Below are 15,137 nucleotides of genomic sequence, written 5' to 3'. Positions count from 1 at the left end.
AAAGGGGATCAGATTTCATGTAATCTGGTCCCCTTTTTATCGTTCGTTCCACCCTTTCCCTTCAAAAATCTTGATCATGGATTTTTCTATCCTTGAAAAACGAGTGACTGATTGTTTGGCTTGTGAAAAATAGAGGTTATATCCTCTTTGCCTTCCTGGGGTCAATGCTTCAAATGCAGATTTGAAAGAAGGATCTTCCTCCAACTTTTGCTGAAGTTCATTCACAAAATCTTTTGCTGTATATTCCTTTGCTGGCAACTTTAAGCCGGATTTTTCTACTTCTATGGCCTCTGAAATTGTAGACTTTATTTGAGAGGTTAATTTTTGGATTTCCTGCACATGAGTAAACAGGATCAATCTTGCTGCATAAGTATTTTCACCCTGTTTGGACAAGATTTTATAAGGGTCTTTTAGCAGTGCTCCTTTAAAAAAGCTAAGACAACAGTATTCTTTAAAAGCACTAAGAATCAGTACATTTTCCCCTTGGTAGGTATAACAGGGAACTCCCCATTTGGATTCTTCCTTTAACTCACTTTCCTGAAGGATTGCGCGAAGAAGATCGAGTTCCTGAGCCCAAGAATGGACTTTACACTGGGGAGTTCCTCCCAAGGGACACCTTCCACATCCTTCAACGAAGTAGTTGTCTACATTTTTATTCATCATCAAACTGCTTGTATTCGTTCCAATTTTCCATAACCTCCGGATCAGAAAAAGTAAGATGGATCATTCTTTTGACAATGCTTAGGCCATTTTGGCTATTGGTGAAGTAGACAAGCCCCACTTCTGTTTTGGGAGAAAAGATAAAGAAAGCTCTAAAAATGCCATTGTCTCCCCAATGCCAGATATATTGATCTCGTGAAGTAGTATTGATTCCTAGGCCTAAACCCCATCCCAGAGAAGGATCTTTGGAGTCCATTAGTGTTTCTTGGGAAATCATTCTTGACACCAATGCAGGATCTATCAAACTCGGGTGCATGAGTTCTATCAAGAATTTCGAATAATCCTCGGCAGTAGTGTGTAAGCTATAAGCTGCATTTGCCTTATTAGGCTTGAATTTTGGATTGGGTTCATTTTTTGGGTTATGTCCTACTGCAAAATCATCTGTTTCAGGAAAAGTCAGGAAGCTCCGTTGCATTTGCAAAGGTTGAAAAACAAATTCCTGAGCAATTTCTTCCAACCTTTTCCCTTCGATGTGTTCCATTACTTTTTGAAGGAATACGAAGCCCTCCCCTGAGTATCCAAATTTGGATCCGGGTTCGAATTTGATTTCTAACTTATTGCTATTCCTGTTTTTCCTCCAGTTTGGGAATCCCGTCTGGTGGGATAGCACCATTCTTGCCGTGATCATTTGATACCTAGGATCGGAAGCTACATCTGGATATTCCATGTACTGGAAAAGAGGCTTATCCAGGTCCAACTTTCCCATTTCTACTAACTTCATGGCACAAAAGGCAACTATGGGTTTGGTCAAGGAAGCGGCCTCAAAAATGGTTTGTTTACTTATTTTACCCTCCTTTCCTTGCTCCTTACTTCCGAAAGTTTTGGAATAAGTGATCTTTCCTTGGTCGAGGATGGCGATGCTGATGCCAGGTATGTTGGCACTATCCAAAATTGTTGGAAGGGAGCCTTCAATCTTCTGAACATTCACCTGGGCGGATATGGAGTGGGAAATTAGAATTCCCCAAAAAATGAAGTGAACACCAAATTTGAAAAGCTTAACCTTCCGCATGTCAATTTTGAGTCATGAAGTGATCATAAATAAGCTTTGAAACTTTAGCCAATTGATTGGTTCCTTTGTCAAAATCCTCTAAGTTTTTAGAAAGTAGTACAAGCACGTAACTTCTACCATCTGGCAAGTAAACAATTCCTGCATCGTGGTGAACACCCGTAATGGATCCAGTTTTATGGGCGACAGTAACATCCTTGGGTAGGTAAAAGGGAATTATTTCATTGAATTGTTGATCTTTCAAAATGGAGATCATTTCCTCGCAATCAGCAGGAGTACCAGCTTGATCCTCAGCGATGGCTTTCATAATCATCATTAGGTCATTGGCTGTAGTAGAATTGCTCAATCCCAGATCATAAGCCTTTTGATCTTCCACTCCTCTTAGGACTTCAATTTTGTCAGCACCCAATGTTCTCATCGTTGCGGTTACATTTTTTGCATCTACCAATTCAATTAATACATTGGTTGCCAAATTGCTACTGACCGTAATCATGCTATACGTCAGATCATTTATTGAAACGGTAGTTCCAATTTTACTGTAAATCACATCGTCACTATCATCTCCTATGTCCATGCTGTATGGACTCCCATCGACTATACTTTTGAATTCATTGACCAAAACAATGGAATCACTAAGATCCAATTTGCCTTCTTCTTGTTGTTTGTACAATTCGATCATGACAGGAACTTTCATCGTGCTGGCAGCATGAAATTCTTCAGATGCACGGATCATTAATGTATCAGAAGGATCAGCCAAATTGATATATGCCACAGCTACATCCCCTTGGATCGAGTCAAGCTGAGCTAGCACATTTTCCCTAAGACTTGGTATTTCTATAGGTTTCTTTTGGCAGGAAATTAAAGTGAAGAATGTTAGGATAATCGTTACTAGTTGAAAATAGGAAGGAATAGAAATCAATTTAATCATTTGTGCAGGGTTCACTTAAAATTAGAAATAGGGATCTTCTAATTTATGAAATCTGGTTTAGATCAAAGGGATGAAGAAGTATTAAAAAGTTTTCATTTGAGGATCCTAGCAATGATGAGACCTTCAACTAATGAGCCAAGCAATAGAACCACCAACTCCAGCAAATTCAATAATATGGGCTCTCCAATCAGTGTATGGTAAATGAACCATTCTTGGAATACCCAGTATAGTAACCAAATAGTAAACCCCCAGAATAAGCCTTTTTTCACCCAAGTGGTTCCGGGAATAGAGTTTTTAAAGAGGGAATAAAACCATGCATGGGCTATGCTCAAGATTACCATTCCTGCGATGGACAGGGCTAAGTTTCTCTCTGGAGTAAGTTGGATAAAAAGCTCGCTTTGTAAAGAGGGGTTATATAAAATAGAATGGATCGGTGGGCTCATAAAAAGAGCTCCCATGATACCTTCACCAACAAAACCTCCAATAAGTCCGGCAAGAATAATTTTGAATTTCCTCTCCATACGTATGTTAAAGATAGTCTTTAGGACGAAAACATTTCAATTTATTCATTTCCAAAACCTGCATTGGGATTCATTCAATGTACAAATGAAGGGTTTTTCAAAGTAGCTGAGTTGATCCATCAAATGATAGGGGAAATGGTTTTGTCCACTTCTATTTTAAACCTAAGGCAATAATTTTCGCTGGGCCTATTGATCCTCCCACTGCAAAGGCAATGTACTGTTTTCCATTGGCCATATAGGTCATTGGCGCACCTGTGACATTGAGAGGGAGTTCAAGTTCAAATATCAATTCCCCATTTTCCTTATCGAAAACCTGCATTTTTGGATCAAACTTGATGATTTCCTGGGTTTGTACTTCAGTTAACTTAGCTCCTCCCACCAGTGCTGGAACGTACTCCCAGTACTTACCTTCTTGGCCAATAAATAAAAGTGTTTTCGTCAATACTGGAGAGCCACGTAAATTCCATCCTAGCCTAGGCAAGTTCAAATCTTTTAAAAGGGGATGATTTCTTGGTCCTTCCCCCATGGGAGATTGCCAAATATGGTTACCCTCTTTCATATCTATTGCGGTGATCCTGCCATATGGAGGTTTTAAGAAGGGCAATCCATTTGGGCCGGGGAATCCGAAATTTTCCCATTCGTAATTAGCGTCTGTTTTAGATGGATCAGATTTGATGATTCTAAAAAATACCGGGAAGGTCATGGACGGGACATATAAAATTCCAGTTTCAGGATCTACCGCAGCGCCGTGCCAGTTGGCGCCGCCAAGTGCTCCGGGAAGATACATTAACCCATTCTCAGTAGGAGGAGTAAAAAGTTCACCTAAGTCCACCCCCTCTAAACTGGACCAGGCGTCCTCGAAAATTTTCGGTGTAAAGTCAATAATATCTTCTTTTGTGACTCCTTGTCTGTCAAATGGGGCTGGTTTGGTTGGAAAAGGTTGAGTGGGAGAAGTTCTTTCTCCTGGGACAGTAGATTGGGGTACAGGCCGCTCCTCAATTGGCCAAATGGGTTCGCCGGTTACCCTGTCAAAAACATAAGTAAATCCTTGCTTACTAACCTGAGCGACTGCTTTAACAGTTTTACCATCTTTGGTAATATCCAATAAGTTGGGAGCAGCAGGGAGATCATAATCCCATACACCATGGTGAACCATTTGGAAATGCCAAATTCGTTCACCGGTCTTGATATTTAGACAGACTAAGCTTTCGGCAAAGAGGTTGTCTCCTAATCGATTTCCTCCATACCAGTCGTTGGTTGGGGTGCTGATGGGAAGATATACATAGCCTAACTCCTCATCGGCGCTCATTCTAGTCCATACATTGGTGTTTCCAGTGAATTTCCAGGATTCATTTTCCCAAGTTTCATTTCCAAATTCCCCTTCCTGCGGAATAGTATGAAATACCCAAAGCTGTTTTCCGGTTTTCACATCAAATCCTCGAATGTCTCCCGGAGGTCGCATGCTTTGAGGGTTATTGTCTGTGATGGATGCGCCAATTACAATGATATCATTAGCGATAATAGGAGGAGTCGATACTCCGTAATGAGATGGGTCAAATTCTCTACCCAGTCCTTTGGAAAGGTCCACAATCCCCCCGTTTCCAAATGATTCGACCAAACTCCCATCCTTTGCATTCAAGGCAATCAAACGGGCATCAGGAGTACCAAAAATGATTCTTCCCTCCATGCCATCATCCCAATAGGAAACCCCTCGATGGATAAAAGCACCATGGGCTGGAGCATTGGACTTATAGGTCTCAGGGTCATAGGTCCAAATCGTTTCTCCAGTAACACCATGAATTGCTGATACAATTGCCGAAGAAGAACTTACGTACAATATTCCATCAATGGCAATAGGGGTCGCTTGGTAGATAGAAACTGGGAAATTGAACTGATTAACCAAGGCATTATCCGGGGAATCCCATGTCCATTTTATGGTTAGGTTTTCAACATTGTCTTTGTTGATTTGATCCAACGGGGAATACTTAGAATTGAATTTGTCTGAGGCATATGAGGACCAATTTACACTTTGGGTAATAGGAAGGGTACTATTACTATTCGGGCTGGAACATGCAAATAGAAAAATCCCAAGTACTGACCCCACTAAAAATGAATAAAAAGATTTCATTTCTTTATTGGTTAGGTAAAAATTTAAGCAAATGATGTCTACATGTACTAGCTTTAAAAAGGAAGAACTAGACAAGAAAAATTGAATTCCAAAAAACTTAGACCATTCATTTCTCTTGAGATAGAAAGCAAAGGCTTGTCTTTTAAATACAATTATTCTGCATCAAAATACAAAAAAATTATAAGATAAATACAATTTTATAAGAAAAAGCACATTAATCCTTAGGAATTAGTTAACAAAAAATCCCCATATTTTTATGGGGATTTTTAGAAATAGGTAGTGATCGAATGGCGCTATTCTGTCTTGGCAATAAGAAATTGATTGACATCTAGCCAATGAATAAAAGCATCGAACCAACGGTTACTAGTTCGATTTGGATTGCCTAATCCGAAACCATGACCTCCATTTTGATACAAATGAAACTCAACAGGGATTCCAGCTTTGTACCAAGAGTCGATTAACCCAAATTGACCTCTAAATAAAAAGTCATCAGAAGCAATGACATTAAACATTGGGGGAGCATCTTTTGGAACTTCTACAGGCCCCATCCCACCATAAATTGGACCTATAAATGCCAACTTCATAGTGTTGGAGTTTAAAGTAGAATGCATGGTGAGTCCAGCTCCAGCAGAAAATCCAATCATTCCAATTCTATTAGTGTCGACTCCCCACTCCTCAGCACGATCGAGGATCATTGCATAGGCAGCTTCCGCATCTTCAAGTTGGTTGGTAAGATCCATAGGTGCAGGGCGAGGGGCTGCATCTGAAGATGCCGCAGGAGTAGTAGGTCGAGGACGATTCATCCAGTCGCTAAAATCATCCAATGATTCAGGAGTAGGATGTAAGCGGTATTTGAGGACGAAGGCGGCGATTCCCTGTTTCGCAAGGGCCTCAGCTACTTCCCATCCTTCATTTCCCATAGAAAGCCATCTAAATCCACCTCCTGGAGCTACGATCACAGCTGCTCCATTGCCAGTTCCTGGCTCTGGAAGAAATGGAGTTAAGGTTGCAGTGGTAATATTTCTAGCCATTGGATCTCCCCATTGTCGAAACCAAGTTTCGGAGGCAGGTTGATCATCTACCCCACCGGTATTAAGTAAAATGGCATTCGGTTCAGAGGGGGTTTCTAAAGGGTAAATGGTTCCATCTTGGGCAAAAGCGGATGCAGTAATGCACAGCAAGCCAACAAAAGTGGCAATTTTTGTAAATTTCATAGGTTTATTGGGTTAATAGAACTAATTGATAGTTAGGTTTTTAAAAATATATGCTTTCCGTCAAATTAAAAATCTTTCTATCCTATTCTTATCAAATAATTAGTACCTCATTTAACGATGGTAACTTTAGATATAGGCTCTAATCCCATCAACCAGAAAGGGATGTTGATTTAATCTTTACTAATAGAATAGGTTATAATTTTTAGACCATCGTCGAAGGTTTCATCCTGGATTAAATCCAACTTTACATTTGTCTTGGAAGGACCAAAAAGGCGGGTTCCAGCACCTAGAATAATTGGGTTAAGCTTTATTTTTAATTGGTCGATCAGTTGGTGATCCAATAGCCATCCTGCAAATACTCCACCACCACATAAATAAATATCTGAGGAAGCAGATGCTTTAATTTCTTGAACCCGAGAGATTTTTCTAGGTTCCACATGGACCGATTCTGCTTTGGTTTCAAAGGTGAGCGAATCTGAAAATATATGATGCTGCATGTGTTGATAGGCTGCCTGACCTGGGACAAGACCGTATTTGTATCCAAATTCATAGGTTTTTCTTCCCATGATCACTGTCTTAAAATCTTTTAAATCCTCGAAGTATTTTTTTATTCCTTTTCCTCCAGAACCAAACATGCTAATATCTTCATTGGGACCAGAAATAAATCCGTCCAGAGAGCTTGCGACATAATAGATGATCTTTCCCATGTTTCACTAAGTTAGGTTACAAAAATTTCAGCAAAGGATTCAATCTCCTTTTAAATACGCTAGCCTTCTTTTCACTTCACTGTCTTGGATGACGGCAGATGTAATTTTGCTAGTATCCAATATGATTTCATAGCCATATTCAAAAGAATTCAGGAGAACAATCGAGTTTAAAATGAGCAAAGCTTCCATTGGTTTTTTGCTTTGGTACAAACTTTCTACCATCACTTGACTTGGGTCAGTTTGGTTGGAAATAGCTAAAAATTCGGCTGCTCTTACTCTGTTGATTAATTCCTCATCTTCTTTTGAGATTTCGGAAATGAGAGGGCTTAGATTTTTTGCCTCTGGACCAAAATTACTGGAAGTAATTAACCCCCAATACCGTTCCCAGGGATCCTTTGACATCAGACTTGTCTTTAAAAAGTTTTCAACTTTTTCAAAAGGCAAAATGCTCCAGTTGGCTATTTCTATATATCGTTGAATATCTTTTTGATGTGCTATTCCAAAATCTGTCGGATTTGAAAATGCCTGATCTATTAGTACATGCTCAGGGTAGAAAGAGAGGTCAGGCATTTCTTGGAGCCAGTTATTCAGTTCCATTCGTAGGTCCTCGACTATTTTTCTGTAGGTTGGATCTGAAATAAGATTGACCGTTTCGTAGGGGTCTGATTCTACATCAAATAGCATTTCTACTTCCTTTGGTTTGAAGAATGCAGCCTGTACCTCATTTAAGGCTCCTTTTTTATATAGTTCTTCCCATTCTTGATAGGCTAATTGGATGTAACGGTAATTATTCATCATCCCATCAAAATTGAAAGATTGATAATTTCTGATGTATTTGTATTTCCCTTTTCTTATCGCTCTTACCATATCGTACTTTTCATCGAATCGATCTGCATAGCTAAAGCTGGTATTTCTAGAAGCGATCATTTCTTTGGTAACATCGGCTCCTAAAAAGGGCATTCCATCCATTCCATCAGGAGTTTTTATACCTGCCAATTGAAGTACTGTAGGCCCTAGATCAATGAAGCTCACAAACCCATTCACCTTGCCTTGTTCTCCAATCTGGGCGAGGTTTTTATACTTCTCAGGCACATGAACCACCATGGGAACGTGCAATCCAGTTTCGTAGAGGTAGCCCTTACTTCCGGGAAGTACACCTCCATGATCTCCAAAATAAAAAATGAAGGTATTTTCCAATAAGCCGTCATTTTCAAGTTCTCGGATTACTTCACCTACTCTTTGGTCCATTTCTATGATCTTATCCCGATAATAGGAATTGGTGTAGCGGAATAATTCCGTATCCGGATGGTTGGGCTGGATTGAAAATGAACTTAGATCGGTTTTAGTGGGAGTAGTCTTCATCTTTTCTTCAGAAAAGTGCAGACTTGATTCATGGCTAACTCCAATATTAAAAACATGAAAAAAGGGTTGATCAGGTTTTCTAGATTTCCAACTTGCCTCTCGTGAAGACTCATCCCAAACCTCTTCTCCCTCGATGATATTATAGTCCTTTTTGTTGTTGTTACTCGTGTGATAGCCTGCTCTTCTTAAGTAAAAGGGAAACATTCGAAGGGAATCCGGCAGTGGAACAGTCTTGCTTTTTCTATGAAATTGAGAGCCGATTCTTGGAGCATAACTTCCTGAAATGATGGTGGATCTGGCTACGCTACAAACGGGAGCATTTGAAAATGCGTGAGTAAATAGCAATCCATGATCTGCCAAGCTTTCAATATTTGGAGTTGCTACGCCATTTTCATTGAAGAGCTTTAAATAATGCATGGAATTATCCTCAGAGGTAATCCATACAATGTTTGGAGGAGGTGTTGGATTATTTTGTGCAAGTAAGCTGTAGCAATTGATAATTAGAAGACTGCTCAGTAATAGGACTCGAAGAGACATCTTAAGTTTTTTGGAAGGTTGACGGGAATCAATTTGTCATATGGTAGATTCTGTTTTGTTGACTAGGAAGACATTCTAAATGAATCGATTCGAACCATGAAAAGTGATCCTTAAGTCATGATAAAAATATTGATTTTGAAGAAACATATCAGTGAAAGACAAAATCAAAAAAGGGTAAAAACCCCCAGAGAGGAAACCACTCTGGGAGATGTTTTTAAACAGGAAGTTCTTATTTCTTTTGATTTCGGACCATTTCTTTAATATCCTCTCGAAGTTGAACTGCATCGTAAACTATTCCATCTTTGATGGTGTATTTTACTCCACCCACTCGTTCCATTTCCCCAGTCTCATCATTGAGCTTCAAGAAGCCAGTTCCATAAAGTACCTTGAGATTTTCTATTGGGTTTTCATCCACAATCACCAAATCTGCCAATAGACCAGGACGAATAACCCCAAATTCAATTGGCTTTCCTTTGGGTTCAAAGATGGCTTGGGCTGCGTGAAGGGTTGCCCCTCTGATGACTTCCAATGGATGGAAACCTGCCTCTTGAAGTAATTCCATTTCTTCTATCAAACCAAAGCCCCAAAGATTGTAGATAAAGGAGGCATCGTCACTGACAGTAACCCTACCTCCCGCATTTTTATAGTCGTTCAAGAATGACATCCATACTCTGTAGAAATTTCGCCAGGCAGTTTCATCCCAAGAAGTCCAATTGTAAAAATAGGATCCATGGTTTTCACGGTTTGGTGTATAGAAATCCCAAAGAGAAGGCAAGGTGTATTCCTGATGCCATTCAGCATTTCGCTCTCGCATAAGATCTCTTCCGGCTAAATAGGCAGTCATCGTGGGATCTATAATGAAATCATGCTCCAAAAATTCCTGGATCAAAGCATTCCATTTTTCACTTCCTCTTGGATGAATTTTGTCCCATTGGTAAGCTACTTGACTAAAGCGATGCTGCTCGTCATTATAGTTGAATTCAGCAGGCCAATGCTGTATGTCTTCATCTTTATACAATGCTTCAAATAAACCGTAATAGTGGGTCATGTTGTCAAGGCCCATTCTTGCTGCATCCAAGGCATTGGTCTGAGCGACCATTGGCTGAGCGATATGAGCGACCGTTCCCATTCCATTTTCATGGGCAGCGTCGATGGCTGCTTGAAGCACATCTGGATCATGGTTAAAGAACTTGATTCCCTCTACTCCTTGGCTGGCAGCCCAAGAGACCCATTCTTTGGCTTTTTCAGGAGTATAAACAGGTCCTCCCTTCCAGTTTTCTCCTTGTCCCAAGGTATGAAATGCAACGATTCTGGGAGCCACAATTTCATTTGCTGCGGAGCGTTTTTTCTCGCTTTGAGTCCAAGCTACATTGGCAGCAGGGACTCCTCTAATCGTGGTAACTCCATGTGCCAAATACAACTTATAGGGATATTCTGAATTGGGTGACTTTTCAGCTCCCCCGATGTGAGCATGAAGATTGATGAATCCAGGCATAATGTAGGATCCATGAGCATCGATTTCCTTGGTGGCCCCTTGAGGTCTGGAAGCATCGTCTATTGGGACATTTGGAACTCCCACCTGTCGGATTTCCACAATTTTATTTCCTTCAATAACGATGTCGGCTGGTCCTGCTGGAGGAGCCCCTGAACCATCAATGACGATGGCACCTCTAATGATTAACCGTTCAAAGGGGCCTTCTCCTTCATCAGCTCTTCGATCTGGAGCAGGGTTGAGTTGAACTTGGGAATACACACTGGAACTTAGGAGTATGAGCCCAAGACAAAAAGTTAGTAGATGTTTCATATGCTTGGTGGTTGATTGCTTTAATAAAAACGCTAAAAAGTACTTGATTACCAAAGTTTTGAGGGAATCAGTCGAATTCCTGACAAAATACAATCAGTACCAGTTAATAAACAGCAAAACTTTAAATTGAATGAGTTGCCCGCTACATTTTATAAATATTCAAATCCAGATAACTATTTCGAAACTTTCCATCAGGATCATAGCTATTGGCCAAGGCTAGGAATTCAGGAAATTTCTCATACAAAACATGAAGGAGGGCAGGAGAAATCGTGAATAATTTGCCCCAGTGAGGTTTAACTCCGAATGGAGCCAGTACCTCTTCAATTTTTGGTAAGGTTTCCATTACTTCCTTGGTTTTTGGCTTCCAGGTAAAGTGAATGGCGATTGAATCTTGTTGATAGCATGGGCTCATCCAAAAGTTGTCTGCAGCGATGGTTCTAATTTCAGTAATCATTAAGTGAGGGTTAATTTCCTCTTTCAGTTTTTCTACTGCCATGATTGCCGCTACTGCGTGTTCTCTGGGAATAAAATATTCAGATTGCAATTCCTCTCCAGCACTTGGGGTGAATCCCATTTTAAAATGAGGAAGTCTATCGTACCAAGGACCGGGAACTCCCATTTGCTCTGAACAAGCTTCCGCAGATAGTTCTACGATGGGATGCAGGTTTTTAGTAGCTGCTTTTGCTCCATAAAAATCATCTCCCAACTCTTGTGGATTGTTGTCCATTCTTCTTTTTACCCAAACTTCGCTAACCTTATTATCCATCCAGTCTGTAAACAAGCTGACACTATAACCACTGGACATGATTTCATCAAAGTTATTTTCCACAGATGAGAGTGGTAAATCCTGGAAAACATCTTGTCTCACGTCAAAGGCATCCTGAATTGCTAATGTAACTTTACTGATAATACCAAAAGCTCCTAAGCCTACTACCACAGCAGGAAAGTCTGGGTGTTCTCGATTAATTTTAACCAGTTCACCTGTTGGCTTGATTAATTCTACTGCTACTACCGAGGTCGCTAAATTTCCATTATTTACACCAGAGCCATGCGTTGCCGTGGCACATGCACCGGCCACAGTAATATGGGGCAAAGAGGCTAGATTATGTAGGGCGTATCCTTTTTGATAGAGTTCTTCAGAAAAATCCCCATATCGAGCGCCTGCCTCTACGGTGAGGGTCTTATTTCCTTCATCCAGTGAGACAATTTGATTTAAGTTTCTGGTGGAGATTTGATTTTCCGGGCTATCGGCAATATTATTAAAACAATGTCTGGAACCTAAAGCTTTTTGCTTGTTTAAAGACTTGATTAGATTTTGTAGTTCTTCTACCGAGTTGGGCTCATATAGGTTTTTTGCTTGGTAGGTATAATTTCCAGCCCAGTTTTTCCTAATGATTTCTTGAAGGTCTTCTTTCGTTGTATTTTGGGGAGTACATGCTAAGTAGGGGGAAAGTAGACTCCCAGCAAAAAGTACTGATGATGTTTTGATAAATTCTTTCCTTTTCATATTCCTTATTTTCAGTAAGATAAAGAATTTTGAATGGAAAAGAGGAACGGAAAAATTGGATTTATAAGAGCCGTTTCAGTTTACTTTTTTTAAGTATCAATGAAAATCAGGATAGATTTATTGCCCAATGATCATCCCTTTTAGGGACTCAAGAATTTTGATCACCTCATTTTGGGAAGCCTCATCTATTTGATGCTTTCCCAATACCCCCATGATATCATCTACTACGCATGCATATTCCTCCGGAGTAATGTTCATCCCCTTATGGGTAGTCACCATATCTCTTCCTTTGTAAACTACTGGTCCACCACTTCCTTCACTAAAAAAATCTACGGTATGTTGGAGGATCACCTCTAGCTTTTCAGGAGTATCCTTGTAAGGAATAAAAATTGCCTGGATTTTGGGATTCTCCATATGAGCTTGAATCACATCTTCAACAATCCTCGTGATTCCATCAGTTTTTCCCAATCTATCGAAGAGGGAAACGTCTATTTGTTGAGTTGAGTTTGACATGGTTATCTATTGGTTTAAGAATTGAAAAATAAAGATTGGCAGTTCTCAAAAGTACCGCGATCATCTTCCCTCAACGTGCACAATTAGTTATTTTTACTGCACATTTGGTTCAGGATCACTGAATGTTTTTAAATAAGAGGAAGGAAGAGTCCCAAACTGTTTTCGGAAGCATTTTGAAAAATAAGTTCCGCTGTTAAATCCTGATTCAAAGGCGATTTCGGTGAGTGATTTTTCCTGCATGGTTAATTGATCCAATGCTTGATCCAGCCTGTATTTGCGTAAAAAGTTATTCGGGGATTTTCCAGTGAGTCGGATCATGTTTCGGTACATCAAAGTTTTGCTCAATCCCAATGTATGACCAAAATCTTCGACCTTCACTTGTGGGTTTTGCCATTCCTTTTTTACAAACTCTAAAAGATGATATAGTATTTTTAAATCCTCTTTAGATAAATTGATAGGCATATTTTTTTGTAGGCCTTTTTGGTTTATCAAATAGGAATCCGAAAGAATGATCCCATTTGTTTTAAAATAACTCAATGCGATTGACTTTGATATTACATGCTCAAAAAGATCATTGCCATCGCTGAGAGGCATGCCGGTAGATAGTCCGATTTTTATATTGAGTAGAGGCTTTCCAATTTTTAAATGCTTTACTAGCTCTTGGCCATAGCTAATCGCATCTTGAAGGTCTTTAAATGACAATAAAAATTGAGACCCAACTTTATTTCCTATGCTCCCTTCGTATTTGTTTAGCTTTTCTTTAAGGACATTCAAGAAGCTTTGAAGAATACTCTTCCATTTCAATACAGTTAGATCTCTTAGTTGTAGCGGTTCAAACCGAAGACACATAATCACCCTTTGTGCGGATTCATTGATTAATTCTTGTGTATTGGGAGAAGATTGAAAAGGGTCTTTGATCCTACCTAAAAAGGATTCAACTAAATGAGGGTCCACTTCTATGATTTGATTGGGAACTTCTCCATGGGCATGTTGATGCATCTTGTGAATTGCATCTTTATTGGGGGCCTCAATCAGACAAAAAGCTATTTTTTTGGATTCGTCAAACCAGTAGGTTAAACCCTTGCAATTGAACTTGGCTTGAATCTTAAGGTCTTCTTTATGCAAATCAGCCACGTTTTCTGCAGTAACATCTGCTGAAATATCGTGTCGGTCCATGTAAATGGGCATCGTTTTTTTTCTTAAGTGTTACAAAATTGAATCGTGGTATAAAAGCAGGACTTAGGCTACTATGAAAGAGAAAGAATATTAACTTATAGCCTGAGGAGGCTTTAATTATTTTCGTATGAATTCTAAAATTGGTCTATACAAACTGTCGGATACGTTCTGATAAATGGCATTGTGTCCATACTTTTCAAGAAGCAAGAGAGATCCATTCTCACCGGTATGTTCTAGGAGCTGTTGACTATGTTTATAAGGGATAGTATGGTCATTTTTACTGTGGACGAATAAAATAGGGAGCTCGATTTCTTCTACAAACTCTGCATTATTCCATAGATTGGGCCAGAGTAATTTGGAATTACTTGTAGCAATTTTTAAATCTATTAGGAGTTCTACAATGGAAGAAAAAGCAGCATGCACCACAAGCTTTTCGGGCGCAGGATCAAGTTGACTTGCAATGCCCAAAAGGGGAGTTCCTCCAAGAGAATGAGACATTGCAAAGCGCTTACTGGCATTTGGAGTAAGTAAAATAAACTGTTGGTATGCGGCTAATGCATCTTCAAATAAACTGGTTGAGGTTGTCTTTCCTGTACTATTTCCAAACCCGGAATAGCTAAATACAAATGAGGAAAATCCTTGCTCATAGAGATATTGTTGAACTTCCAGCCATTCATATAAAGCTTCCCCATTGCCGGTACAAATGAAAATTGCAGGAGCATTTTCATCCTTTTGGTAGTAGTTCGCAGCAAGAATTCTTTTTTTAATGGGGATTTTTATCTTTTGGATAGGTAAAGAATCCAGTGGGCTGGGTTTTTCTGGAACAGTAACGATTAAAGCTACAATTGCCTCTGTTTTGATTTGTTGAATTATGAAATAGGCAGCAATGATCGATAAAGCAACCAAACCTCCTATAGCTACAAATCTTTTCATAATTTCTTTCGGTTGAGCAACATCGACTTACAAAGAGAAAATACGCTTGCCTTTTAGCAAAGGGAATTCAGTAATTGTTGG

General features: G+C 39.6%; 13 protein-coding genes. All 13 read right to left on the bottom strand.

Annotated elements, in window-relative coordinates:
• Window positions 1–36: 36 nt before the first annotated feature.
• Window positions 37–663 carry a YdeI/OmpD-associated family protein gene (locus tag BUR11_RS14860; RefSeq protein ID WP_317045273.1) on the bottom strand — a complete coding sequence of 209 codons (627 nt, stop codon included), beginning with the start codon at window positions 661–663 and terminating at the stop codon, window positions 37–39.
• Complete coding sequence (locus tag BUR11_RS14855; RefSeq protein WP_074225768.1) at window positions 653–1,729, bottom strand: serine hydrolase domain-containing protein; 1,077 nt, start codon at window positions 1,727–1,729, stop codon at window positions 653–655. The genes BUR11_RS14860 and BUR11_RS14855 overlap by 11 nt, the downstream gene beginning before the upstream one ends.
• A 1-nt stretch (window position 1,730) precedes the next feature.
• Window positions 1,731–2,654, bottom strand: a complete 924-nt coding sequence (locus tag BUR11_RS14850) for a serine hydrolase (RefSeq protein ID WP_074225767.1) — start codon at window positions 2,652–2,654, stop codon at window positions 1,731–1,733.
• Between the two features lie 92 nt (window positions 2,655–2,746).
• Complete coding sequence (locus BUR11_RS14845; protein WP_074225766.1) at window positions 2,747–3,175, bottom strand: hypothetical protein; 429 nt, start codon at window positions 3,173–3,175, stop codon at window positions 2,747–2,749.
• Window positions 3,176–3,326: 151 nt separating this feature from the next.
• Window positions 3,327–5,303 carry a pyrroloquinoline quinone-dependent dehydrogenase gene (locus BUR11_RS14840; protein WP_074226149.1) on the bottom strand — a complete coding sequence of 659 codons (1,977 nt, stop codon included), beginning with the start codon at window positions 5,301–5,303 and terminating at the stop codon, window positions 3,327–3,329.
• A 293-nt stretch (window positions 5,304–5,596) separates the two neighbouring features.
• Window positions 5,597–6,517 (bottom strand): alpha/beta hydrolase, encoded by a 921-nt coding sequence (locus BUR11_RS14835; RefSeq protein ID WP_074225765.1) that lies wholly within the window; start codon window positions 6,515–6,517, stop codon window positions 5,597–5,599.
• Window positions 6,518–6,687: 170 nt separating this feature from the next.
• Window positions 6,688–7,224, bottom strand: coding sequence for a dihydrofolate reductase family protein (locus BUR11_RS14830; RefSeq protein ID WP_074225764.1), 537 nt, complete (start codon window positions 7,222–7,224; stop codon window positions 6,688–6,690).
• A gap of 39 nt (window positions 7,225–7,263) precedes the next feature.
• Complete coding sequence (locus tag BUR11_RS14825) at window positions 7,264–9,123, bottom strand: sulfatase family protein (protein WP_074225763.1); 1,860 nt, start codon at window positions 9,121–9,123, stop codon at window positions 7,264–7,266.
• 229 nt (window positions 9,124–9,352) lie between these two features.
• On the bottom strand, window positions 9,353–10,927 hold the full coding sequence (locus tag BUR11_RS14820) for an amidohydrolase family protein (protein ID WP_074226148.1): 1,575 nt from the start codon (window positions 10,925–10,927) through the stop codon (window positions 9,353–9,355).
• A 142-nt stretch (window positions 10,928–11,069) separates the two neighbouring features.
• Entirely contained in the window at window positions 11,070–12,434 is a 1,365-nt protein-coding gene (locus BUR11_RS14815) for a D-arabinono-1,4-lactone oxidase (protein ID WP_074225762.1), read from the bottom strand.
• A 117-nt stretch (window positions 12,435–12,551) separates the two neighbouring features.
• Window positions 12,552–12,947: a group I truncated hemoglobin gene (locus BUR11_RS14810; RefSeq protein ID WP_074225761.1), complete on the bottom strand. Its 396-nt coding sequence runs from the start codon at window positions 12,945–12,947 to the stop codon at window positions 12,552–12,554.
• Window positions 12,948–13,040: 93 nt separating this feature from the next.
• A complete protein-coding gene (locus tag BUR11_RS14805) occupies window positions 13,041–14,135 on the bottom strand; it encodes a nickel-binding protein (protein ID WP_074225760.1) in 1,095 nt (364 codons plus the stop codon).
• Window positions 14,136–14,240: 105 nt separating this feature from the next.
• Window positions 14,241–15,056, bottom strand: a complete 816-nt coding sequence (locus BUR11_RS14800) for an alpha/beta hydrolase (protein WP_074225759.1) — start codon at window positions 15,054–15,056, stop codon at window positions 14,241–14,243.
• Between the last annotated feature and the right edge of the window lie 81 nt (window positions 15,057–15,137).

The organism is Algoriphagus halophilus (genome assembly GCF_900129785.1).
Taxonomy (GTDB): domain Bacteria; phylum Bacteroidota; class Bacteroidia; order Cytophagales; family Cyclobacteriaceae; genus Algoriphagus; species Algoriphagus halophilus.
Note: the sequence above shows the minus strand (reverse complement) of the source record. Positions and strands in the feature narration are given on the sequence as shown.

Bases quoted from the DNA above. Each gene is read 5' to 3' on its own strand.
- BUR11_RS14860 (WP_317045273.1), bottom strand. From the start codon at position 663: ATGATGAATAAAAATGTAGACAACTACTTCGTTGAAGGATGTGGAAGG.
- BUR11_RS14855 (WP_074225768.1), bottom strand. From the start codon at position 1,729: ATGCGGAAGGTTAAGCTTTTCAAATTTGGTGTTCACTTCATTTTTTGG.
- BUR11_RS14850 (WP_074225767.1), bottom strand. From the start codon at position 2,654: ATGATTAAATTGATTTCTATTCCTTCCTATTTTCAACTAGTAACGATT.
- BUR11_RS14845 (WP_074225766.1), bottom strand. From the start codon at position 3,175: ATGGAGAGGAAATTCAAAATTATTCTTGCCGGACTTATTGGAGGTTTT.
- BUR11_RS14840 (WP_074226149.1), bottom strand. From the start codon at position 5,303: ATGAAATCTTTTTATTCATTTTTAGTGGGGTCAGTACTTGGGATTTTT.
- BUR11_RS14835 (WP_074225765.1), bottom strand. From the start codon at position 6,517: ATGAAATTTACAAAAATTGCCACTTTTGTTGGCTTGCTGTGCATTACT.
- BUR11_RS14830 (WP_074225764.1), bottom strand. From the start codon at position 7,224: ATGGGAAAGATCATCTATTATGTCGCAAGCTCTCTGGACGGATTTATT.
- BUR11_RS14825 (WP_074225763.1), bottom strand. From the start codon at position 9,123: ATGTCTCTTCGAGTCCTATTACTGAGCAGTCTTCTAATTATCAATTGC.
- BUR11_RS14820 (WP_074226148.1), bottom strand. From the start codon at position 10,927: ATGAAACATCTACTAACTTTTTGTCTTGGGCTCATACTCCTAAGTTCC.
- BUR11_RS14815 (WP_074225762.1), bottom strand. From the start codon at position 12,434: ATGAAAAGGAAAGAATTTATCAAAACATCATCAGTACTTTTTGCTGGG.
- BUR11_RS14810 (WP_074225761.1), bottom strand. From the start codon at position 12,947: ATGTCAAACTCAACTCAACAAATAGACGTTTCCCTCTTCGATAGATTG.
- BUR11_RS14805 (WP_074225760.1), bottom strand. From the start codon at position 14,135: ATGCCCATTTACATGGACCGACACGATATTTCAGCAGATGTTACTGCA.
- BUR11_RS14800 (WP_074225759.1), bottom strand. From the start codon at position 15,056: ATGAAAAGATTTGTAGCTATAGGAGGTTTGGTTGCTTTATCGATCATT.